Raw genomic sequence first — 22135 nt, 5'->3', positions numbered from 1 at the left:
CGAAGCGACAGGCCGCTAGCGGCGATGCTTCGCAAAGCGCCTGAGCGTGAAACCGGCGCTGAAACTGTTAGTTGAAGACTCGAAGAACAAGTCCGGACCGCGAACAGCGGACGGTTTCGATTCAGGGAGGCGACAATGACGGTACGTTCGATTCTCAACACCAAGGGCCACCAGATCATGAGCGTCGAGCCGGACGCCAAGCTGGCGGTCGCGGTCAAATTGCTCGGTGAGAAGAAGATCGGCGCGGTGCTGGTGATGAACCAGAGCCGGCTGGAAGGCATCCTGTCGGAGCGCGACATCGTGCGGGTGATCGGCGAACGCGGCGCCGGCGCACTGGAGGAGCCGGTCTCGCAGGTCATGACCCGCAAGGTCGTCACCTGCAAGGAGACCGACACGGTCGCCGAGCTCATGGAGATGATGACCACCGGCAAGTTCCGCCATCTGCCCGTGGTCGACAACGGCAAGGTGGTCGGCCTGATCTCGATCGGCGACATCGTCAAGCGTCGGGTGCAGGAATACGAGTCCGAGCAGGAAGCTCTGCGCGATTACATCAAGACCGCCTGATCAGGCCTGCTGGTCGGCTTTGGGCGCGGCGCCCTCCGGCGCGGGCGCCAGCTCGTGGATTGCCTCCTGGATGGACTCCAGCGCACGCTCGGCAGCGCGGGTGCCCAGGGCGATGAGGTCCTCGGAGCGGTGAAAATCGAACCAGCCGAATTGACCGATCCGCGGTGTGATCAGCATATCGGGCGGATCGCCGGCGAGGCGGGCCCGGGTGATGCGGTCCTGCATGATGTTGAAGGCGTCGACCATCACCGAAGAGAGGCCGGGCCGGGCGCTGCCGCCGCCGAAGAACTCGCGCTTCACCGTCTTCTCAGGCGAGAAGAATCTCGGGAAGCGCCGCTTTGACGCCGGCTCTTCGGCCGCGGGGATCACCGGTTCAGGTATCGCGCCGTGCGAATAGACCGTCGTCGAATAGGTGAAGATGTCGCTGGAAAGATTTGCGGCGATGACGATTTCCGCGCCGAGCGCGCGCGCGGCCGAGACCGGCACCGGGTTCACCAATGCGCCGTCGACCAGCCAGCGATCGCCGATCAGGACCGGAGAGAAGATGCCGGGCAGCGCATAGGAGGCGCGCATCGCGTCGACCACGCGGCCGCGCGTCAGCCAGATCTCGTGGCCGGTGCGGACCTCGGTCGCGACGGCGGCGAACTTGACCGGGAGGTCCTCGATCTGGCTCTGGCCGCAGGCAGCCTCGAGCCGGGTCGCCAGCTTCTCGCCGCCGATCAGGCCGGAGCCGTTGAGGCGGATGTCGAGGTAGCCGAGAATGTTGCGCATCCCTTGCAGGCTGCGGCCCCATTCTTCCAGCGTATCGAGCCGGCCGGCCGCATAGAGGCCGCCGACCACCGCGCCGATCGAGGTGCCGACCACGACGTCAGGCACGATTCCGTTGGCGAGCAGGGTCCGGATAATGCCGATATGGGCGAAGCCGCGCGCCGCGCCGCCGCCAAGCGCAAGGCCGATGACCGGCCGGCGGATGCTGCCCAGGCCGACTTTCTCGGCGACCTTGTCGCTGTTCGAACCCCGACCCTTCAATATGTCCAGCACCGAAACTCTCCTACGCCGGGACCCGCCATCAGACTAGGCACCGCAGTCGCGCTCCGCCAGAACCGGGCCGAAGCATGGTTTATGCCGGTTTGGGAAGGGCACGGGGCAGGAGTATGGCGAGGCGCGGTTGCCCCTGGGGTAATCACGCAGGCGTCAACCGGGTTCCAAAAGCTGTATCAGGCCGTATTTCTCGGGGTTTCGGAGGCTTGAATTTGCCGCGTTTTCGGTGAAAAGCAGATGGCATGACTCTCGGGGGTGACGGCATCATCGGATGGCGGCGCAGCGCATCGCTGCTGCCGGCGCTGGTCCTTGCTGCCTGCCTCTATGCCCTTGGCCAAAATGCTGCGCAGGCGCAGCTTTTCTCCGATCGTCCACCGCCGGTGCCGCCCGCTTCGGTGCCCGATCCCGGCGGCGCGGTCAGTCTGGCGCCGCCCTCCGGCCCGGGTGCCGGACCGCCGAGCCTGCCGCCGACCCTGTTGCAGCCGACCACGCCCAGCATGCCGCCGCCCGCGGTCACGACCGTGCCGTCCGCCGCGCCGCTCAACGCGGCCGTGCCCGGACAGGGCGTGCTGTCGCTGACGGCGAAATACGGCAAGGACACCCCGCCGATTACCAGCGGCCTGGTCTGGCGCGTATTTGCCGATCGTCCCGACGAGAACGGCACCTTCAAGCTGATCCGCGAGGACCGCAATGCCACGCCGAACATCGTGCTACCGCCCGGCAATTACGTCGTGCATGTCGCCTTTGGCCTCGTCAGCGCGGTGCGCACCGTCAGCCTGAAGGCCGAGACCGACCGCGAGTCCTTCGTGCTGCCCGCCGGCGGCTTGCGCATCGAGGGCCGCGTCGGCACCAGCCGCATTCCGCAGAACCAGATCTCGTTCGCGATCTACAAGGGCAGCCAGTTCGAATCCGGCGAGCGCGCCTCCTTGGTGCCGAACGTCGCCGCCGGTGACGTCGTGCTGCTGCCGGAAGGCACCTACTACATCATCTCGAACTACGGCGATGCCAATTCGGTGGTGCGCTCGGACATCCGCGTCCAGGCCAGCAAGCTCACCGACGTCACCATCACCCACCGCGCCGCCGTCATCACGCTCAAGCTGGTCAGCGACAGGGGCGGCGAGGCGCTCGCCAACACCGCCTGGTCGGTGCTGACCCCGGGCGGCGACGTCATCAAGGAATCGATCGGCGCCTTCCCGCGCGTCGTGCTTTCCGAAGGCGAATACCGCGCCATCGCCAAGAACGAGGGCAAGGTCTACGAGCGCGGCTTCAACGTCGTCAACGGCGTCGACGGCGAAGTGGAAGTCGTCGCGCGGTAGTGCTTGAGCGGTGATACCGCATGCGGCCTGACGCTGGTCTTCGTGTCTGGCGAACACGTCTCATTCAGCGCACGGATCTCCCATATCTTATTACCGCCAATCTCGTCACGTGTGCGAAAGCGGATGCTCTCCGCTGCTCCGTTTGGTGTTGCGATTCGAATAGCTTTGTCAGCGCTACCAAGCAGGACCGACAAACACCGGCATCGCCGGCTTATTCCAGCGGCGCCGCGACTTCCTCACAGCCAGTGCAAGATACCTATTTCCGATAATCAATTTTATTCGCTTTCCATCCTGCTGCGTTATATGTCGGGCATCCCTCCAACGGAGGAGGCCGGAGCGGGCTCGTGCGTCTGCGAGACCGGCAAGGAGCAGGGGACCAAGCTCGTCGGTATGTTCGAAGTGATCCTCACCAGGCGTAAGCGGTTCGGCTGGCGGTGGCAGGTGTGCGACCAATCCGGCAAGAAATTCGCCGATGGCTTCGAGCGCACCCGGCCGTCCGCGAAATATCATGGCGAGCGCGCATTGTTCTTTCTGTTGTCGCAGGCCCATCTGCGCAATCGCTTGGCGACGTCCAGCGAGGACTAGTCGCGACTGCGCGTGCGGGTCTCCGCAGCCCGGCTTACGCTTCGCTTCATCCGGCGACGAGACTTCTCTGCGACCGCTGTCAGATGTCCACAACGAGCTTGCCCTGCGTCGCGTGATCGCGGATCAGCGCATAGGCGTCATCGACGTTCTCCAGTGTGAAGTGCCGGGCATCGAGCATCGGCAAGAGCTTGCCGGCCTCAACCAGGCGCGTGGCCTCCGCCATGATCTCTCCGTGATGCGCGCGGCCTTCCCCTGAGAGCAGCGGCAGCAGCGTGAACACGCCGGAATAGGTGGCTGCGCGGAACGAGAGCGGCGCAAGCGCGTGCGAACCCCATCCGAGCGCGCTCACGACATGGCCGAAGCGGCGCACGGCTTCGAAGGAAGCGTCGAGTACCTGGCCGCCCACGGTGTCGTAGACGACGTCAAAGCCGCGGCCGCCCGTATGCTCTGCAACATAAGTCGCGATGGCGGTATCGCGATCGATGAAGGTCGCGCCAAAGCCTTCGATGGTGGCGCGCTGCGATGCCGAGCCGGTCGCGAACATTTCTGCTCCGAACGCGCGCGCGATCTGGATCGCCATGTGCCCAACGCCGCCTGCGCCGCCATGGATCAACACCTTTTGTCCGGCCTTCAGCGCCGCGCGGTCGATCAGTCCTTCCCAGGCCGTGATGAAGATGAGGGGCAGGGCGGCTGCCTCCCGCATGCTGAGATTGGCAGGCTTCAACGCCAGCAGGTCGGCGTCGACAGCGGCGAATTCGGCGAGCGATCCCTGCACACCGCCGACGCCTCCCGTCATGCCATAGACCTCGTCGCCCCGCTTGAACCGCGAGACGTCACGCCCGGTCTGTTCGATCACACCGGCGAGATCCAGCCCGAGGATTGCAGGCAGCGGATGGCGCGCATGCGCCGCCGCGCCCGCATGGATCTTGGTGTCGAGCGGATTGACCCCGCTCGCGCGGATTTGCACCAGCACCTCGCGCGGACCGATCTCGGGCGTGGGGACGGTTGAGGGGCGCAGCGGCGCGTTGTGGGTCTCCAGGACGGCCGCGCGCATCGTCGATTGTCTCGTCATGATCGTCTTGCTCCGTTGTCGGCCTCCAATATGCCCATGATTTTTTGCATGGGAAGGAATGAGAATGTACGATTGTCGTGCGTTTTTGTATGAGGAGGCTTCCGGTGGACTGGAGCGATCTGCGCATCTTCCTGGCGATTGCGCGCGGAGGCACTCTCGGCGCGGCCGCACGGAAGATCGGCCAGACCCAGCCGACGATGGGACGGAGACTTCGGGCGCTCGAAAAGTCGCTCGGACAAACGCTGTTCCAGCGCACGGCGGATGGCTTCGTGCTGACCGACGAGGGCACAGCTGTGCTGCGCCATGCCGAGCGGATTGAAGAGGAGGCGCTCGCCTTGGAGCGGCGTGCATCCGGCGCGGAGACGCAGCTCGATGGCTTGCTGCGTCTGTCGTCGTCGGACTGGTTCGGGACGGTGATACTCTCGCCGCTGATTGCCGCGTTCGGCAAGCGCCATCCCAAGGTGACCGTCGAGCTTCTGACCGATGCGCGCCTCTACAGTCTGCCGCGCCGCGAGGCTGATCTCGTCTTCCGCATCAAACCGTTCGACGAGCCTGAAGTGATCTCCCGGAAGCTGCTCCATATTCCCTACGCGCTCTACGGCAAGAAAGGCAGCAAGCCGCCACGCGCCGGCGACGGAAGCGGTATCCGTGTTGTGACCATGAACGCCGAATTCGCCGACATGCCCGATGCCCTCTGGTTGAAGCGCACGCTGCCGAATATGCAAATCGCCTCGCGCAGCAATAATAGGCAGGCGCAGGCGGAGCTTTGCGCGAGCGGTGGCGGGCTGGCAGTGCTGCCGCGTCCCCTCGGCGACCGCGACCGCCGGCTGGTCGCACTCGACATCGGCGCGACGCCACCCGGCCGCGACACCTATGTCGGCTACCACCGCGATCTCAGGCGCCTCGCTCGCCTGCGCGCGCTGCTCGATCTCGTGATCGAGCGATTGGCGGGGTGATTGCTTTTGATACCCTGCTGTGACCAGGGCGTTCGCAGCAATACCCCCGGGACCGGTGCGGCGCGAGCCGGATTGCGCTGGGCTCATCCGGGTTACAAGACCTTGCGGCGCCCGTCAGGCGAAACACCAAAGCTGGCGGTCAATTCCTGACCTCAAAAATATTCCGCTTTACCGAAATTCGGAAACGGCGTATGTCTCGCCGTAACCCGGCCCAAGGAAGAGGGGCGTATCGCGATCGTCACGAACGCGGGCCGGACGGCGGTGGACGTGGGTGACATCGGCGCGAACGGCTTCGCAGGGGCGGGCAACCGTGGGCGAAGGCCTCGCGCACACGACCGGTGTGATCGGCGTACGGCGAAATCGTGTGGTCCTGACGCCCGGGGTCTGTGCGTCAAGCGTTGCGGTGATGTGGGCTGCCCAACCGGGCACACGCATCAGCCATCCGCAAGGCGACGGGGGCAATAGTGCATCGCTCCCCGGGGAGAGCGCGACATAAGCCGTAAAGCCACTGCGCAGGGAAGGCCGGATGTTTTGGCTTCACCTGTATGCCGCTGTGCAATCTTGTTTACGACAACCTTCGCACAGTGGACCGCGGGTGCCAGCCGGCACCCGGTCTTCCCTGCGCCCACTTTCAATTGAGGGTGAGACGACGAAGCAAAGCTCGGGCGAACACGCCGCGAGGATGCGAAGGTGTGTCTGCGATCCGGAATGCGAATGGACGCGCGACCCTGCCACCCACAGACTCCGTCATTGCGAGCGGAGCGAAGCAATCCAGTCTGCCGCCGCGGAAAAATTCTGGATTGCTTCGCTGCGCTCGCAATGACGAGGATGATGGAAGTGTACGCCGCCGAGATCGCAAAGCTGCTCACTGATTTCGACCAGCGCGCCTCACGGGCGGCGTAACTCGGACGGATAACAGTCATAGACCAGCGCCTTGAAGGCGGGCGTGATGCGGCTGCGCTCGTTCTGGGTCTGCTGCATCAGCAGGTAGACCAGATCGAGCTTGGGATCGACGCCGAAATAGGTGCCGCTGCCACTGTCCCATTTCAACTCGCCGAGCGAGCCCGGCGGCGGCGGTTTGGCGTTGCCGGGATCGGTCCGCACCGCAAGGCCATAGCCATAGCCGAAACCGTCGCCCGGAAAATAGAAATAGTCGCGTCCGACGCCCGAGCCCGGCCCGACGTGATCGGTCGTCATGGCCTTGAAGGCCGCAGGACTGAGATAGCGCTTGCCCTCGAACTCGCCGCCATTGAGCAGCATCTGCGAGAAGCGCTGATAGTCGGTGACGGTCGAGAGCAGGCCGCCGCCGCCGGACTGCCATTCGGGATGGTCGAGGCGCTCGCGCTCGGCGGCGAGCAGGATGTTGTCGTTCGGCAGGGGCCGCGCCATCCGCGCGAGCTCGTCCTCGGTCGCCAGCGCGAATTTTGTGCTGCTCATGCCGAGCGGATCGAAGATGCGCTGCTTGAGGAATGCGTACAGCGTCTGGCCCGAGATGATCTCGATGACGCTGCCGAGCACGTCGGTGGAATGACCGTAGCGCCACAGCGTTCCCGGTTGCCGTGCCAGCGGCAGTCTCGCGATTCGTTGGGCGAACTCCCTGTTGTCGAATTGACCTCCGAAGAGGTTGGCGGCCTTGTAGGCCTGCTCAACCCATTTGCCGCCGATATAGTCGTAGCTGATGCCCGAAGTGTGCCGCAGCAGATCCTCAATGTTGACGGGACGGACCGGGGCCACGAGATCCACCTTCAGCGTGCCGTCGGGATTGGTGACCTCGAGGCCCACCTTAGTGTCGGCAAAGAGGGGAATGTATTTCGACACGGAGTCGGTGAGCGCAAGCTTGCCCTCGTCGATCAGCATCATCGCGCCAAGGCACGTGACCGGCTTGGTCATCGAGTGGATGGCGAAGATCGTATCGGACGTCATCGCGAGGCCCGTCCTGGTGTCGCGCACGCCAAAAGTCTTCAGATAGACCGGCTTGCCGTGCTGCTGGACCAGCACCACTACGCCCGGCAGCCGGCCGCTCGTCACCTCGTTGTCAAAATACGCGGTGATACGGTCGAGCCCGTCGGACGACGGCGCGGGGATGTCGGCGGCGCGGCTTCGCGCCATCGTGCCGGCCAGCAGCGCGGCTCCGACCAGAAATTCACGACGCTTCATCCGGGCTTCCTCCCTTGCCGGGATCAAAGCCGCAAGACGTCGAAGGCGTCAACACGCCTTCGGTTAAAATCGCGTCACGATTTCAGAAAGGACCGGTCGCGGACGGTCCTCGCTCGGCCTGGTCGGCTTGCCGATATGGACGAAGCCGGCGAGTTTCTCGTCCGGCTTGAGGCCGAGGCCGTCCAGCACGTCGCGATCGAACGAGAACCAGCCGGTCAGCCAGCAGGCGCCGTAGCCGAGCGCGGTCGCGGCCGTGACAATGTTCATGACGCTGGCGCCGGCCGACAATTCCTGCTCGAAGGCCGGCACCTTCGGATGCGGCTTGGTGAAGCTGACGATGCCGATCACCAGCGGCGCATCCGTGAGGCGCTTGCGCTCGGTCTCGACATCGGCCGCCGCCGCGCCGGGATTCTTCCGGGCGAACACCTTTGCGATCACCTCGCCGGCGCGCTGGCGCGCATCGCCCTCGAAGATGATGAAGCGCCAGGGCGCGAGCTTGCCATGGTCGGGCACGCGCGCGCCGATGGTGAGGATGGTCTCGAGCTCGGCCGGGGAGGGGCCGGGTCCGGACATCTCGCGCGGCTTGACCGAGCGGCGGGTCTTCAGGAGTTCGATGGCGTCGGGCACTGCGGTTTCCTCTTCGGCTGGTCGTCGGGCGTGCAATCCCCACATAGGAATGCACGCCCGCAACCGAAAGCGAGTTTAGACCGATTTCAGATGTCAGGCCGCGCCGCGCGCCCGCTTCACATCCGGCGGGGTCGCCTCGTCGACGAGGGCGGCGATGGCCTCCACCGTCGTCGTCACTTGCTGACCGTCGCTGCCGAGCCGGCGGATCGAGACCGACTGCGTCTCGGCCTCTTTCTTGCCGACCACGAGCAGTGCCGGAATCTTGGCCAGCGAATGCTCGCGGACCTTGTAGTTGATCTTTTCGTTGCGCAGGTCGATCTCGGCCCGAAGTCCCGCACGCCGGACCTGCTCCAGCACCTGCTTGGCATACTCGTCGGCTTCCGACGTGATGGTGGTGACCACCACCTGCACCGGCGACAGCCAGAGCGGGAAGTTGCCGGCATAGTGCTCGATCAGGATGCCGATGAAGCGTTCCATCGAACCGCAGATCGCGCGGTGCACCATGACCGGCGGCTTCTTGCCGCTGTCGTGGTCGATGTAGAACGCACCGAACCGTTCCGGCAGGTTGAAGTCGACCTGCGTGGTGCCGCACTGCCAGTCGCGGCCGATGGCGTCGCGCAGCACATATTCGAACTTCGGCCCGTAAAAGGCGCCTTCGCCCGGATTGATCTCGGTCTTGATATGATTGTTCTGCGACTGGATCTCACGCAACACCGTCGCCATCACGCGCTCGGCGTGATCCCACATCGCGTCGGTGCCGACGCGTTTTTCCGGCCGGGTCGACAGTTTGACGGTGAGATCGCCGGTGAACCCGAAATCGGCGTAGGTCGACAGGATCAGCTCGTTGATCTTCAGGCACTCGTCGGCGAGCTGATCCTCCATGCAGAAGATGTGCGCGTCGTCCTGGGTGAAGCCGCGCACGCGCATCAATCCATGCATCGCGCCGGACGGCTCGTAGCGGTGCACCACGCCGAACTCGGCGAGCCGCAGCGGCAGGTCGCGGTAGCTCTTCAGGCCATGCTTGAAGATCTGCACGTGGCCCGGGCAGTTCATCGGCTTCAGCGCGAACCAGCGCTTGTCCTCGGCCTCCTCGCCGGCCGACTGCGCCGCGAACATGTTCTCGCGGTACCAGCCCCAATGGCCGGAGGTCTCCCACAGCGACTTGTCGAGGATCTGCGGGGCGTTGACCTCGCTATAGTCGCCGGCCAGGCGCCGGCGCATATAGGCGATCAGCTGCTGGAAGATGGTCCAGCCCTTGGCGTGCCAGAACACGACGCCCGGGCCTTCCTCCTGGAAATGGAAGAGGTCGAGCTCGCGCCCGAGCTTGCGATGGTCGCGCTTTTCCGCTTCCTCGATCTGCTTCAGATAAGCGTCGAGGTCCTCCTGCTTGGCGAACGCCGTGCCGTAGATGCGGGTCAGCATCGGGTTGTTGCTGTCGCCGCGCCAATAGGCGCCGGCCACTTTCATCAGCTTGAAGGCGTTGCCGACCTTGCCGGTCGAGGTCATGTGCGGGCCGCGGCAGAGATCGAACCAGTCGCCCTGGTAATAGATCTTGATCGGCTCGTTGCCGGGAATGGCGTCGACCAGCTCGACCTTGAACGCTTCGCCCTTGTCGCGGAACACCTGTTTCGTCTTTTCGCGATCCCAAACCTCCTTGGTGAAAGGCTTGTCGCGCGCGATGAGCTCGCGCATCTTTTTCTCGATCGCGGCAAAGTCTTCCGGCGTGAACGGCTCGTTGCGGAAGAAATCGTAATAGAAGCCGTTCTCGATCACGGGACCGATGGTGACCTGGGTGCCCGGCCACAGCGTCTGCACGGCTTCGGCAAGTACGTGGGCGCAGTCATGGCGGATCAGCTCGAGCGCGCGCGGATCGTCGCGGTTGATCAGCTCGATCCTGGCGTCGGCTTCGATGGGATCGTCGAGGTCGGAGACCACGCCGTCGAGCGCCATCGCGACCGTGCGCTTGGCCAGCGACGGCGAAATGCCCTTGGCAAGTTCGAGGCCGGTGATGCTCTTGGCATATTCGCGCCGGGCGCCGTCGGGGAAGGTGAGGGTGATTTTTTCCGGCGGGGTCACGGGTCTCAAATTGCTGAGGCTGTACTGGAAGCCGGATTCGGATTTGGGCTGCTCGGACTTGGACTGGTCCTTGGATTGGTCGTTGGGCTGGTCGGTCATGGCGTGTCTCCTGAGGCTCACTCCTGCGAACGAGCGCAGGTAAGCGGGAACGAGCGATATATCAGGCGATTCGGCCTGCGCAATCCGGCATTTCCAAGAAACCGGCGCGCAAAAGCGGGGGCGCTGCACGAACTATTCCAGGCAACGCCCTTTAACTGGTCGCAAGCCCGCTCTACATGCGTTTGCATGGAAAATGCACGCGCCGGCCGTTTCGCGCCAACCGCCCTGATGCTCGGCAATCTCGTCACCGGCTGCTCGGTCTTGGCACCGGCGGGCATGCTGCCGGAATTGGCGACGGGGCTCGACGTCAGCATCCATGCGGCCGCGCTCCTGATCACCTTCGGGGCTGTCATCCTGTGCATCGGCTCGCCGCTGACGGCCTGGCTCACCAGCCGGATCGAACGCCGGACGCTGCTCACCACGACGCTCGCGGTGCTCGCTTTTGGCAATCTCGCCTCTGCCTTTGCGCCCGATTATGCAAGCCTCCTCGTCATCCGCCTGGTGATGCTCGCGGTCGGCGCGCTCTACACGCCGCAGGCCGCTGGTACGGCGGCGTTGATCGTGCCGGTGGAGCGTCGCGGCAGCACGATTGCCTACATCTTTCTCGGCTGGTCGCTCGCTGCCGCCGTCGGCCTGCCGCTGATCACCTTCATCGCCAGCCGCTATGGCTGGCGCGCGGCCTATGGCGGGATCGGCGCGCTCGGCTGCGTCAGCTTCCTGCTGTTGCTGATGCGACTGCCGGCGGGCTTGAAGGGCACGCCCGTGGATCTGAAGACCTGGAGCGCGGTCGGTCGCAACAGGACGATCCTGCTGCTGCTTGCGATCACGATGTTGCAGATGTCCGGGCAGTTCGTGGTGTTCACCTTCATGGGGCCGCTGCTCAACAAGCTGACCGGCGCAGGACCTGATGCGATCGGCATGGTGTTCGCCCTCTATGGCGTCTGCGGCTTCCTCGGCGTTGTCATCGCGACCCGCATCGTCGACACCTCGGGACCCTATCGCACCTCGCTGCTGTTCACCTGGCTGCTGCTTGCAGGAATCACCGGCTGGGCGCTCGGCGCCGGCACGCTCGCGTTGATGGCGGGTGCGGTCGCGATCTGGGGCCTCGGCTTTGCCTCGACCAATTCGATGCAGCAGGTGCGGCTGGTCTCGGCCGCACCGTCGCTGGCATCGGCGACCGTCGCACTCAACACCTCGGTCCTCTACATCGGCCAGGCGGTCGGCTCTGCCGTCGGCGGACTGCTGTTCGCCCGCGAACTCCTGCATACGCTCGGCTTCGTCGCGGTCGGTTTCGTCGTGCTGGCATTGATCCTGGTGGTCCTGACCCGGCCCCGCCCGGCAACTGCCGCCCCGGCCTGAGCGGAAGCGTGTCCGTGTGCGCAAGGTGCTTGGCAAACCGCGCGCCGGGAGGCTAGAAGGCCGGTCATGGGGACCAAAGAGGGTTGACTGAGATGAGGATGATTCTGGCGGTTGCCGCGGTGCTCTATTCAGCTTCCGCTTTCGCGCAAGCCGACAAGCCACCAATGATCGGGGACAAGCCGTTGGTGCAGGTCAAGCCCAAGGGCACCAAGGCAGGGACCAAGGAGGCTGCGGCCAAGCCGGCTGCGGCGGCGAAGGGCAAGCCGCAATCGATCGCGGCGCGGCTCCAGGCCTGCCTCGACCTCGATGATGGCACCAAAGACCGGCTCAATTGCTACGACGCCGTGATCGCGCCGACGCCGAAGCCCAAGCCGGCGAAGGCTAAGGGCTACGCCGATTGCCGTTTCTTCAAGGAAGAGGACGAGCGGCTGGCCTGCTTCAACGGCTTTGCCGAGAGCATTCCGAAGCTGCCAAAAACCTGAGGCAGTTAAGACCCGAAGGATCAGGAGCCGGACGGTTAGTCGCTGATCCGGCTCAGCACGGCCCTGAAGGCAACGCCCGGCAGTTGCAGTGCGGTACCTTCGAATTCCGCACTATCGCCATCCTCCCGGCCGGCGAGCGTCAGCGTGATCCGGTCAAGACCGAACAAGGCCTTGAAGCAAGGGTCGTCATTGTGGCGCTCAGTCGAGATCTTGACTCTGATGCTGTCGCCTTCGCCCGTGCAGGTGCCGATGAACGCGAAAGCGGAATTGCCGCCGCGCATCTTGCCCTCGGTCACATAGACGACGCCGCAACCCGTGCCGTGAACCGTGTGGAAGTCGACCTTGTTAGAGTCCCTGACGCACAGCATGTCCCCGCAGAATCCCAAATACGACTTGGCCGGCAAAGTATGATTGTTGCCAGTGGAAGCAATCCGGTCGGCCCCGGGACCGTCGGCCATCAACATCACATTTTGATCAAGGCTTGAGAGAGTTGCGGGCCGTGCAGCCAAATGCCGACGGGCGCAATATCGCTACCGGCTCGATGCGGATGGATTGGTGGAGGCCACGCGCGTGAGCGCGAGTGATGGCGTCGCCGACATCTTCACCAGGACGTCCTTGAGCGGGTCCCGCGTCCACGCTCGCGTCACATAGTCGCGATGGGTAATGCCGTCCCCGGTTTCGACGAACACCACGCTGCCCGGACGTAAGGGGCCGTCCATGTCTTCGGAGACCGTGATGCCCTTCTGCCGCAGCGTGCTCATCAGTTCGCGGTCGCGCCGCGCGGTGTAGTGGGTGTAGGAGCTGACGAAGAAGCCGGAGCGGTGGCTCTCGATCCATGAGGCGAACTTGTCCATCTCGCCATAGACGGCGTCGAGCAACACGACGCCGCGGACACGGTCGCTGATGCCGCCGACCTCGAGGCTCCAGGCCGTCGGCAGGAAGCCGCCGCTGTAGCCGACGATCACGATCGGCATGTTGGCGAAGGCGCGGGCGCTGTTGGGATCGCCGGTGAGGCGGGCGAGATGGTTCGCAGACTCGTCGATGAAGCGCTTGAGGCCGCCGGCCTGCCAGAATTTTCCTGCGCTGGAATCGGCGGCATCGACCGCCATCTGCGGTGCGAGCAGGATGGCATTGGCGCCGGAATCGGTGACCTGCTGCGGCACCAGCTGGCGGTCGCGCACGTCGCGCTCGAGTGTCGCGCCATTGCCGTGGAAGAACACCACGATCACGCCTGGCTTCCGCACGTCGAAATGTTCGGGCACGTGCATCAGGACGCGATTATCGTTGTAAGTCTCGTCCTGCCAGAATACGCGCCCGGAATAGCTGCGGTGGCCGCGGCGGTCGCCCTTGGAGATGTTGAGGAACGGCGCGTCGGAGGCGGGGTTGTTGCCGAAATAGGGGAAGGCTGACGACTTCATGCTGACGAGCGTCGTCAGGTCCTCGCGCGGCGGACGCTGGTAGGGGGCCTGCGGCGCGAGCGAAGCGACCTTGTAGGGAGCCTGCTCCGGCTGCTGCTGCACAGCACGCTTGGGTGAGAAGTCCGACATCTGCCGTTGCAGAAAACCCTCGCTCGCGGATGGGAAGCGCTCCCTGAACTGGGGGGCCGGGAAGCGATCCTCGAACGAGTCGCTGCTCGCGACTTGCTGGTTTGTCTTCGCAACGACCTGGACGTTGGCTTGGGCGTTGCCTTGGACGTTGGCCTGCGAGTTCGCCGCGAGCGCTGCCGGATTGGGCGCCTTGCCGCATTGAACCAGGGTCAGCGACAACGGCACCAAGGCTGAGATCAGGGCAAGCCGGAGCGCACGACCGCGCGCGCCGGACCTGGCCCGGTCGGCGCGGATGTCAGCTCTCGGTTTCGGAACGGCCCCGACCATTCACCCATGACCCCAAGTCATGACCACAAGTCCATCGGCAATCATTAAGGCAATTGAGCCGATGGGCGTTTAGGCGACGTTAAGTGTCCGGAGAAACTTCCCCACATCCGGAACGCTCAAGGGGACCACGCAATCGTGTCCTGATTGTGGGGGACGGGAGCGGGATGTCCCGGTGTTTACGAAGCTTTATTGCCCGGATCGTGGATTAATGGTGCTAGAGTACCGAAGTGGCCCCGCCTCATTTAACCCTTGTTAACCCTGCTTGAATTGACTGGACCGAGCTGCACGATGCTTCCAACGAGGCGTGACGCCTGAGGTTGAGGACGGCGATGACGGCATCAGATGCGGGTACTGCACCCTGGACCGGCCGGCTGACCGGAAGCGGGTCGGGGGTCTCCGTTCTGGTCGCGACCGCCATCGTCGTGGCCGACATGATCGGGGTCGGCGTCTTCACCAGCCTCGGCTTCCAGGTCAAGGACATCCCCTCGGGCTTCTCGATCCTCCTGCTGTGGACCGTCGGCGGCATCGTCGCGCTGTGCGGGGTATTCTCCTACAGCGAGCTCGGCGCGATGTTTCCGCGCTCGAGCGGCGAATACAATTTTCTCGGCCGTGCCTATCATCCCGCCTTCGGCTTTCTCGCCGGCTGGGTGTCGGCAACGGTTGGTTTTGCAGCACCCGTCGCGCTCGCCGCGATGGCGTTTGGCGAATACGCCAAATCGGTCGTCCCCGGTGTGCCGCCGATCCCGCTTGCCATCGCCGTCGTGTGGCTGGTCTCGCTCGTGCAACTGACCGGCGTCAGGCACTCCTCGACCTTCCAATTGATCTCGACCATCCTGAAGGTCGTGCTGATCGTTGCCTTCCTGGTTGCCGGCTTCATCGTCGGCGTGCCGCAGCCGATCGCCTTCACGCCGCAGACCGGCGATCTCGCGCACATCGTCAGCGCGCCTTTCGCGATCGGGCTCGTGTTCGTGATGTATTCGTTCTCGGGCTGGAATGCCGCGACCTACATCATCGGCGAGATGAACATGCCGCAGCGGGACCTGCCGCGCGCGCTGCTCGCGGGCACGCTGATCGTGCTCGTGCTGTACGTCGCGCTGAATGCGGTGTTTCTCCATTCGACCCCGGTCGGCGCACTCGCGGGTCAGCTCGACGTCGCCAGCGTCGCCGGCAGCGCGATCTTCGGTAATCTCGGGGGCCGGATCGTAGGCGCGATGATCTGCTTCGGCCTGATCTCATCGATCAGCGCGATGATGTGGATCGGCCCGCGCGTGATGATGACGATGGGGGAGGACATTCCGGCACTGCGCGTGTTCTCGCAGAGATCGGTCCGCGGCGCGCCGGCCTATGCCATCCTGTTTCAGCTCGCCGTCGCCAATCTGCTGCTGTTCACCCGCAGTTTCGAGGCCGTGCTCGACTTCATCCAGTTCGCGCTCTTGTTCTGCTCGTTCTTCACGGTCGCCGGCGTCATCAAGCTGCGTATCACCGATCCCGATTTGCCGCGGCCCTATCGTGCCTGGGGATACCCGTTCACGCCGCTCGTTTTCCTGCTCGTGACCGCCTTCATGATGTACTATTTGTTGACCGAGCGGCCCGTGCAATCGCTGTCGGGGATGCTCGTCATGCTCTCGGGCCTGTTGATTTATGCTGTTTTCCGCAGGCGGCCGGTCGCCGCTGGCACTTCATCACATTGCGAATAGACATGTTTCGACCCATGAGAATTGCGGCCGTCGCTATCGCCTTGCTGGCTGCGGCCGTCTCGTCCGCACGTGCCGCCGAGGCGACCTTCGACGACACCGCGCGCTTCCTCGCGGGCATGCAGCCTTCGGCGGATTCGCCGCTGGTGCCGCTCACCAAGGACCCGGGTTGGCAGCGCCACGCAAAGTTCTTCGACGGCGCCTTCGCCCAGCTCGAGCAGCGCCAGCTCTCGAAGATCCGCAACTGGGCCGACGTCAATCTGGCGGCGCCCAGGCCGACCATGTTTTATTTGTTCAGCGGTCCCGACTTCCTCTATGCCAACGCCTTCTATCCCAAGGCCAGCACTTACGTGCTTGGCGCGCTGGAGCCGGTCGGTGCGGTCGCTGACCTGACGCGATTGCCGCGCGGCTCGGTCGGCGCCGCGCTCTACAATGTCGAGCGCTCACTCGGCTCGATCCTGAGTTTTTCCTTCTTCATCACCAAGCAAATGAAGGTCGACCTGCACACCAACCAGGTCAACGGCACCTTGCCGATCCTCTATGTTTTCCTCGTCCGCTCCGGCAAGACCATCCGCAATGTCGAGATGGTCGCACTCGACGACAAGGGCGGCGTGCATGTCGGCAACGACAATCCAGGGCCGAACGCGACGCGCGGCGCCCGCATCACCTTTGCAGGCCCCGACGGCGAGGCGCGCACGCTGTACTATTTCTCGACCGATCTCTCCAATTCGGGTGCACGCGCGGCAGGCTTCCTGAAGTTCTGCGAGACGCTCGGCCCCGGCAACAGCCTGATCAAGAGTGCGTCCTATCTGCTGCACTCCGGCAACTTTACCGTCGCGCGCGATTGGTTGCTGGCCAACAGCGCGACCATCGTCCAGGACGATTCCGGCATTCCGCTTTCGAGCTACAATTCGCGGCAATGGCGGTTCTTCCCGTTCGGTCGCTATCTCGGACCCATCGGCGAATTTCCCGGCCGCTATCAGGAGCGCTACGCCGCATTGTTCACGCGCGCCCAGCCGATCGACTTCGGCGTCGGTTACCGCTGGCGGATGCACGAGTCGAACTTGCTGCTGTCGGTGAAGGTGCCGGGAAGCGAGACGGCGCCGGGCGCGGAGACCACCTCGTCCGCCGAGCCGCCGCCGAAACCGCCGCGTCCGAAGCGGCCACGTCCGCCCGAGCCGGTCCCGCCGCCGCCCGGACGCTTTTTCTGGTCCCGCTGATTACCAGTGCACGCTCTGGCTCGGCACGATGAACGCCGTCGTACTGGGCGGCGTGGCAGTGCTCGTCGCTAGATACCAGCCCGAGCCGACGACAAGCACAAGCAGGCCGATGATAGCGAGCATGTCGAGGGTTCTGGGATCGTGACCTCGCGAACCAGCTCGCGAATCCCGTCCAGACCTGAAGTGAAAATGAGGGCTGATTTTCCAGCGCATTGTTGTTTCCTCCCGCAGGAGCATCACCTCAATGCGAGGAAAGAGTTTCGGTTCCACTCAAGGCAGCGACGGGTGAGGCGCCGCATCATGCTCAGGGTGCGTTGACGCCGCGCCAGCGGCCGTAGCGCCAAGGCAGATACCAGCGCGAAGCTTGCGGTGTGGTGAGGGGCACGTTGTCGATTCCCGAGGTGCCGAACGGGTTGCAACGGAGCAGGCGCGCCAGCGTCATCCAGCCGCCGGCCCACAGCCCGAATCTTTCGATCGCCTCGTCGCCATAGACCGAGCAGGTCGGCAGGTGCCGGCAATTGTAGCCAACCAGCGGCGAGAGCGTGTGGCGGTAGAGCCAGATCAGCGCGCGGCCGAATCTGCGTGGAAGCCGGCGCGCGCCCACGACGGGATTGAAACAGTGCTCGCAAGTTGATTGCTTCATGGGCGCTTTGCTGAGATCGTGGGCGAGGTTCTGCGCGGTTCCGACGCAGGGAACTGTAACCTGTTGTTTGTGCGTCATATTTTGCATGCTTTTTGGGAGCAGTGCAGCAAGTGCCTATGGACGAGCTGTATTCCCCCGGATACCATTTTTGTGACGTTCATGTGAGACTCATTGGAACGTCAGAACGGGGCTTGGCTGAGTCGGCTCGCCGTAAGGCTTGGGCTAAAGCTTGGGACTTGGGGAAGGGACCAGTTTGAAACTTCTGAAGGCGCTCAAACTTCGCGGCTGGTTGCTGGTGGGAACCGCTGCTTGTGGAGTCGTGTTGGCTGGCGCCGTCGCGACGCTCGGGTCGTCGGCTCGGGCCGGTGTTGCCCTCGAAGAGCGCAAGCTGCCGATGAAGTTCAATTGGGTCGCCTGCGAGCCGAATTGCCGGGGGTGGGTCAGTGCGGTCGGCATCATCACGGCCGATACGCCGAGGGACTTCGAAGATTTTTCCCGCGGACGCCAGCTCGGCGGCGCCACCGTGGTGCTCGATTCCAGCGGTGGTTCCGTCAACGACGCGATCACGCTCGGCCGGCGCTTCCGCAATCTCGGACTTCTGACCACGGTCGGCATCAGCCTTCAGAACCGTAGTGGGCAGTCGGCCCGTCCGGCGGTCGCGCCTGAGGCCTATTGCGAATCCATGTGCGTGTTCCTGTTGCTGGCCGGCAAGAAGCGCTACGTGCCGGAAGCGGCCCATGTCCGGGTCCACCAGATCTGGATGGGCGATCGCGCCGACGATGCCAAGGCAGCGAGCTACAGCGCGCAGGACCTGATGATCGTGGAGCGCGACATCGGCCGGCTCGCCAAATACACGTTCGACATGGGCGGTGCCGGCGATCTGCTGTCGCTCGCGCTTAGCGTCCCGCCCTGGGAAGATTTGCACGAGCTCGATGCAGGCGAGCTCCAGCTCACCAATCTTGTGACGACGGATCTCGTGGCCGACGTGCTGCCGCATGTCGACATCTCCGCGCCGGCAATGGCGGAGCTTGCACCGAAGACCCAGGCAAGGTTCGGTGCAGAACCGGCGCAGCCCGCCAAGTCGACCAAGACGGCGGAAGCCCTGGTGCCGACGGGCGGCGTCGCCACGCCGGTTGCGGCGGCGCAGAAGTAGCCTCGAATTTCTGTTTCATTTCCCGGGCCCACCGACGAGCCCGGATCGGCATCCGGACTCAGCCTTGCGCCGCAGCCGGCTGCTTCGCTTTCGCCTCGATCTGGCCGATGGCATCGACCACGGCATCGAAGGTCAGGAGCGTCGAGGCGTGGCGCGCCTTGTAGTCGCGGACCGGCTCGAGGAACTTGATCTCTGCCCATTTGCCTTCAGGAGGCGAGCCGTTCTCCTTCAGCATCTTGCGAACAGTTTCGCGTAACTCACGGAGTTCGCTCGCAGTCGATCCGACGATCTGACTTGCCATGATGGATGAAGAAGCTTGTCCCAGCGCGCAGGCCTTCACGTCGTGGGCGAAGTCGGTGACCTTGTCGCCCTCCATCTTGAGGTCGATCTTGACGGTCGAGCCGCACAGCTTGGAGTGGGCGGTGGCGGTGGCATCGGGATCCGACAACCGTCCGAGCCGCGGAATATTCCCGGCCAGTTCGATGATCCGCTTGTTATAAATGTCGTTCAGCATGTGATGGAGTCCAGCAGGATCGGCCTTGGCGTGCGCCGTCCACGGCCCTATATAGGGTCGGAACTGGCGGAAAAACAGTCCAGCGCTGCAGCAGTGGTGTGATCCAGAACCGTGCTGCCGGCGTTAATTTGAAGACCTTTTCGCCGAAACTGTTCTCTCAGGCGTCCGGCGGCTCGCCGCCCCGTCTGCCGGTGACACTCCGGCCGCAAGGCCGTCGAACGGAGTAGACATGGACGCTACCATCAAATCCATCCGCCCCAACAAGCCCTCCGACCGGCAGCCCGATGGCCGTCCGGCGGAGCTTGATCCTTCCGAATTCCTCGCCGCCGCCGTCCGCGCCGACCAGCCGCGCCCTGCGCGCGCCGAGGCCGAGCAGGCGGTGAAGACGCTGCTCGCCTATATCGGCGAGAACACCAACCGCGAGGGCTTGCTCGACACGCCGCGCCGCGTGGTCGAGGCTTTCGACGAACTCTATCAGGGCTACCACCAGTGCCCGGCCGAGGTACTCGATCGCACCTTCGGCGAGACCGCCGGCTATGATGATTTCGTCCTTGTGCGCGACATCGAGTTCACCTCGCAATGCGAGCATCACATGATGCCGTTCTACGGCAAGGCGCACATCGCCTATACGCCGGTGGAACGCGTGGTCGGCCTGTCGAAGCTTGCGCGCCTCACCGACATCTTCGCCCGCCGGCTCCAGACCCAGGAGCACATGACCGCGCAGATCGCGGCGGCGATCGACGAGATCCTCAAGCCGCGCGGCGTTGCCGTGCTGATCGAGGCCGAGCATACCTGCATGTCGGTGCGCGGCGTCGCCAAGCATGGCGCCTCCACCTTCACCAGCCGCTTCACCGGCATGTTCCGCGACAATCCGGCGGAGCAGGCTCGTTTTCTGTCCCTGGTGCGAGGCCTGCAGCGCTGACCTCGCGATAGACCGGCGAGGGCATTGTGTCCGCTCACTCCCATGAAACCGAGGAAGGTCTCGCCTTCCTTCCCAAGTTCGACGCGGCCGGGCTCGTGACCGTCGTCGCGACCGACGTCGCCACCGGCGACGTGCTGATGGTCGCGCACATGAACGACGAGGCGCTGCGCAAGACCATCGCGACCGGCGAGGCCTGGTACTTCAGCCGCTCGCGCAAGGCCTTGTGGCGAAAAGGTGAGACCTCGGGTCAGACCCAGCGCGTGGTCGAGATCCGCACCGATTGCGATCAGGATGCGGTCTGGCTCCGTGTCGAGCAGATCGGCGCGGCGTGTCACACCGGCCGCCGGTCCTGCTTCTACCGCAAGGTCGAGGCCCAAGACGGCGGCGCTATGCTCGTCTTCGTCGATGCGGACAGGCTGTTCGATCCGGACGCGGTGTACAAGAAGTAGTCCTGCCGTCACGCGCAGGGCGGAGCTGGCGATCCGAATTAACCTCGCATTAACCATACCTGTCCCACGGTGAGACGACAGGGCGCTGAATTCCGGCGCACTCAACGCCGTGCGGTGCGGGCACTTCATCATGTCGGTCGACAATTCCAGTGCCTCTCAGACGGCGGTTCTCGATCCGTCGCGGGCACGCGTCGCCGGTGCGATCAAGCAGGCCTCGAACGTCGCTGGCGTCAGCTTCCAATACATGCTGACCACCGCCAAGATGGAATCTGATTTCGATCCCACGGCCGGGGCGACGACGTCATCGGCGCACGGGCTCTACCAGTTCATCGACCAGACCTGGCTCGGCACGGTGAAGGAAGCGGGCACCCAGCTCGGCTATGGCAATTATTCCGACGCCATCACCAGGACGTCGTCAGGCACCTACACCGTCGATGATCCCGCAATGAAGCGGTCGATCATGAAGCTGCGTGACGAGCCGGAGGCCGCCTCCAGCATGGCGGCCGCGCTGACGCAGTCGAACAGCTTCAAGCTCACCGGCCTGCTCGGCCGCAGGCCATCCGACAGCGAACTCTACATGGCGCATTTCATGGGCGTCGGCGGCGCCGCGAAACTGATCGCGAATGCCGAGGACAATCCGCAAGCGGTCGGCGCGCGGTTGTTTCCTAACGCTGCGTCCGCCAATCGCTCGATCTTCTATGCCAAGGACGGCCGCGCGCGCAGCGTCTCCGAGGTCTATTCGATGCTGGATGCGCGCTACGCCGGCGCGGCAAATTCGAAAACCACCCGCAGCGCGATGGCGATGTATGGCGGCACGCCATCGACCACGCAGGTCGCGAGCGCGAACGGCGTACAGCCTGCCGCGCCGCTGATCGACAATGCTGCGTATCTCCAGACCTTTCCGAACACACGCGCGGTGACGCCGGTCAGCGCGACAGCGCCAATGACGGTCGCGGACAATGCACCGGGCACGCCGGTGTTTCGCTCGATCTATCAGCCTGGCGACACCACCCAGCCGGTCTCGACGACCGTGCAGAAATTGTGGGGCAACAATGCCTCGCTCACCTCGGTCGCACCCGCGACCTCGGTCGCATCGGCAACGCCCGACGTCCGGCCGCCGCAGCCGCTTGATCTCTTCAGCGATCGCAGCGGAACGTTCTCAAGCTAATACGCACGCCCGTGTCTCGGACACGTCGCAGCGTGAACGCTGCTGCGCAGGTCGCCGCGCGTGAACGGGCCGCCTTTGTTCCCTTAACAAAACGTCAATAAAACCAGCCAGTTATGGTGAACGCTTTGTTAAGCGTCGTGGTTTATTTTGTGTTGCAGGTGACA

General features: G+C 64.3%; 22 protein-coding genes. 12 read left to right on the top strand and 10 right to left on the bottom strand.

Annotated elements, in window-relative coordinates:
• The first annotated feature begins 135 nt into the window (after positions 1–135).
• Positions 136–564: a CBS domain-containing protein gene (locus IVB48_RS12845; RefSeq protein WP_007611784.1), complete on the top strand. Its 429-nt coding sequence runs from the start codon at positions 136–138 to the stop codon at positions 562–564.
• On the opposite strand, the gene IVB48_RS12840 is transcribed toward IVB48_RS12845, so the two are convergent.
• Entirely contained in the window at positions 565–1605 is a 1041-nt protein-coding gene (locus IVB48_RS12840; protein ID WP_247400268.1) for a patatin-like phospholipase family protein, read from the bottom strand.
• A gap of 242 nt (positions 1606–1847) precedes the next feature.
• Between IVB48_RS12840 and IVB48_RS12835 the strand changes: the two genes are divergently transcribed.
• A complete protein-coding gene (locus tag IVB48_RS12835) occupies positions 1848–2921 on the top strand; it encodes a hypothetical protein (RefSeq protein WP_247362197.1) in 1074 nt (357 codons plus the stop codon).
• Between the two features lie 3 nt (positions 2922–2924).
• The gene (locus tag IVB48_RS12830; RefSeq protein ID WP_247400267.1) at positions 2925–3506 is read left to right on the top strand and encodes a hypothetical protein; all 582 of its coding nucleotides are present in this window, start codon (positions 2925–2927) and stop codon (positions 3504–3506) included.
• 79 nt (positions 3507–3585) lie between these two features.
• Here IVB48_RS12830 and IVB48_RS12825 read toward each other — a convergent pair whose 3' ends face one another.
• Complete coding sequence (locus IVB48_RS12825; RefSeq protein WP_247362193.1) at positions 3586–4578, bottom strand: zinc-dependent alcohol dehydrogenase family protein; 993 nt, start codon at positions 4576–4578, stop codon at positions 3586–3588.
• 104 nt (positions 4579–4682) lie between these two features.
• Here IVB48_RS12825 and IVB48_RS12820 point away from each other — a divergent pair, with 104 nt between their 5' ends.
• Positions 4683–5534: a LysR family transcriptional regulator gene (locus tag IVB48_RS12820; protein ID WP_247400265.1), complete on the top strand. Its 852-nt coding sequence runs from the start codon at positions 4683–4685 to the stop codon at positions 5532–5534.
• A gap of 888 nt (positions 5535–6422) precedes the next feature.
• Here IVB48_RS12820 and IVB48_RS12815 read toward each other — a convergent pair.
• From IVB48_RS12815 to thrS, 3 genes are all read right to left on the bottom strand, one after another.
• Positions 6423–7691, bottom strand: coding sequence for a serine hydrolase domain-containing protein (locus IVB48_RS12815; RefSeq protein ID WP_247400263.1), 1269 nt, complete (start codon positions 7689–7691; stop codon positions 6423–6425).
• Positions 7692–7754: 63 nt separating this feature from the next.
• The gene (locus tag IVB48_RS12810; RefSeq protein ID WP_247400261.1) at positions 7755–8318 is read right to left on the bottom strand and encodes a nitroreductase; all 564 of its coding nucleotides are present in this window, start codon (positions 8316–8318) and stop codon (positions 7755–7757) included.
• Between the two features lie 93 nt (positions 8319–8411).
• Positions 8412–10493 carry a threonine--tRNA ligase gene (thrS, locus tag IVB48_RS12805; protein ID WP_247400259.1) on the bottom strand — a complete coding sequence of 694 codons (2082 nt, stop codon included), beginning with the start codon at positions 10491–10493 and terminating at the stop codon, positions 8412–8414.
• A gap of 186 nt (positions 10494–10679) precedes the next feature.
• On the opposite strand from thrS, the gene IVB48_RS12800 reads away from it, so the two are divergent.
• Together IVB48_RS12800 and IVB48_RS12795 are read left to right on the top strand one after the other, a co-directional pair.
• Positions 10680–11852: an MFS transporter gene (locus IVB48_RS12800; protein ID WP_247400257.1), complete on the top strand. Its 1173-nt coding sequence runs from the start codon at positions 10680–10682 to the stop codon at positions 11850–11852.
• Positions 11853–11944: 92 nt separating this feature from the next.
• Complete coding sequence (locus IVB48_RS12795) at positions 11945–12334, top strand: hypothetical protein (RefSeq protein ID WP_247400255.1); 390 nt, start codon at positions 11945–11947, stop codon at positions 12332–12334.
• A 35-nt stretch (positions 12335–12369) separates the two neighbouring features.
• Here IVB48_RS12795 and IVB48_RS12790 read toward each other — a convergent pair whose 3' ends face one another.
• Both IVB48_RS12790 and IVB48_RS12785 read right to left on the bottom strand, forming a co-directional pair.
• Positions 12370–12792, bottom strand: a complete 423-nt coding sequence (locus IVB48_RS12790; protein WP_247400253.1) for a hypothetical protein — start codon at positions 12790–12792, stop codon at positions 12370–12372.
• 72 nt (positions 12793–12864) lie between these two features.
• Positions 12865–14208, bottom strand: coding sequence for an alpha/beta hydrolase (locus IVB48_RS12785; RefSeq protein WP_247400251.1), 1344 nt, complete (start codon positions 14206–14208; stop codon positions 12865–12867).
• Positions 14209–14537: 329 nt separating this feature from the next.
• Between IVB48_RS12785 and IVB48_RS12780 the strand changes: the two genes are divergently transcribed.
• Together IVB48_RS12780 and IVB48_RS12775 are read left to right on the top strand one after the other, a co-directional pair.
• Positions 14538–15905, top strand: coding sequence for an amino acid permease (locus tag IVB48_RS12780; RefSeq protein ID WP_027567821.1), 1368 nt, complete (start codon positions 14538–14540; stop codon positions 15903–15905).
• Positions 15906–15907: 2 nt separating this feature from the next.
• Positions 15908–17122 (top strand): hypothetical protein, encoded by a 1215-nt coding sequence (locus IVB48_RS12775; RefSeq protein WP_027567822.1) that lies wholly within the window; start codon positions 15908–15910, stop codon positions 17120–17122.
• On the opposite strand, the gene IVB48_RS12770 is transcribed toward IVB48_RS12775, so the two are convergent.
• Positions 17123–17335, bottom strand: a complete 213-nt coding sequence (locus tag IVB48_RS12770) for a hypothetical protein (RefSeq protein WP_247362168.1) — start codon at positions 17333–17335, stop codon at positions 17123–17125.
• 91 nt (positions 17336–17426) lie between these two features.
• Positions 17427–17765 carry a membrane protein insertion efficiency factor YidD gene (gene yidD, locus IVB48_RS12765; RefSeq protein WP_247362164.1) on the bottom strand — a complete coding sequence of 113 codons (339 nt, stop codon included), beginning with the start codon at positions 17763–17765 and terminating at the stop codon, positions 17427–17429.
• Positions 17766–18018: 253 nt separating this feature from the next.
• Between yidD and IVB48_RS12760 the strand changes: the two genes are divergently transcribed.
• Positions 18019–18918: a hypothetical protein gene (locus IVB48_RS12760; RefSeq protein ID WP_247362163.1), complete on the top strand. Its 900-nt coding sequence runs from the start codon at positions 18019–18021 to the stop codon at positions 18916–18918.
• A 58-nt stretch (positions 18919–18976) separates the two neighbouring features.
• On the opposite strand, the gene IVB48_RS12755 is transcribed toward IVB48_RS12760, so the two are convergent.
• Positions 18977–19432 carry an iron-sulfur cluster assembly scaffold protein gene (locus tag IVB48_RS12755; RefSeq protein WP_247362161.1) on the bottom strand — a complete coding sequence of 152 codons (456 nt, stop codon included), beginning with the start codon at positions 19430–19432 and terminating at the stop codon, positions 18977–18979.
• Between the two features lie 229 nt (positions 19433–19661).
• On the opposite strand from IVB48_RS12755, the gene folE reads away from it, so the two are divergent.
• From folE to IVB48_RS12740, 3 genes are all read left to right on the top strand, one after another.
• The gene (folE, locus tag IVB48_RS12750; RefSeq protein ID WP_247287114.1) at positions 19662–20354 is read left to right on the top strand and encodes a GTP cyclohydrolase I FolE; all 693 of its coding nucleotides are present in this window, start codon (positions 19662–19664) and stop codon (positions 20352–20354) included.
• Positions 20355–20380: 26 nt separating this feature from the next.
• Positions 20381–20803, top strand: a complete 423-nt coding sequence (gene hisI / locus IVB48_RS12745; RefSeq protein WP_247400249.1) for a phosphoribosyl-AMP cyclohydrolase — start codon at positions 20381–20383, stop codon at positions 20801–20803.
• Positions 20804–20933: 130 nt separating this feature from the next.
• Complete coding sequence (locus IVB48_RS12740; RefSeq protein ID WP_247400247.1) at positions 20934–21971, top strand: lytic transglycosylase domain-containing protein; 1038 nt, start codon at positions 20934–20936, stop codon at positions 21969–21971.
• Positions 21972–22135: the final 164 nt, after the last annotated feature.

The organism is Bradyrhizobium sp. 76 (assembly GCF_023073025.1).
GTDB lineage: Bacteria > Pseudomonadota > Alphaproteobacteria > Rhizobiales > Xanthobacteraceae > Bradyrhizobium.
The sequence above is the reverse complement of the archived record's forward strand: the minus strand, read 5'-3'. Positions and strand labels throughout refer to the sequence as shown.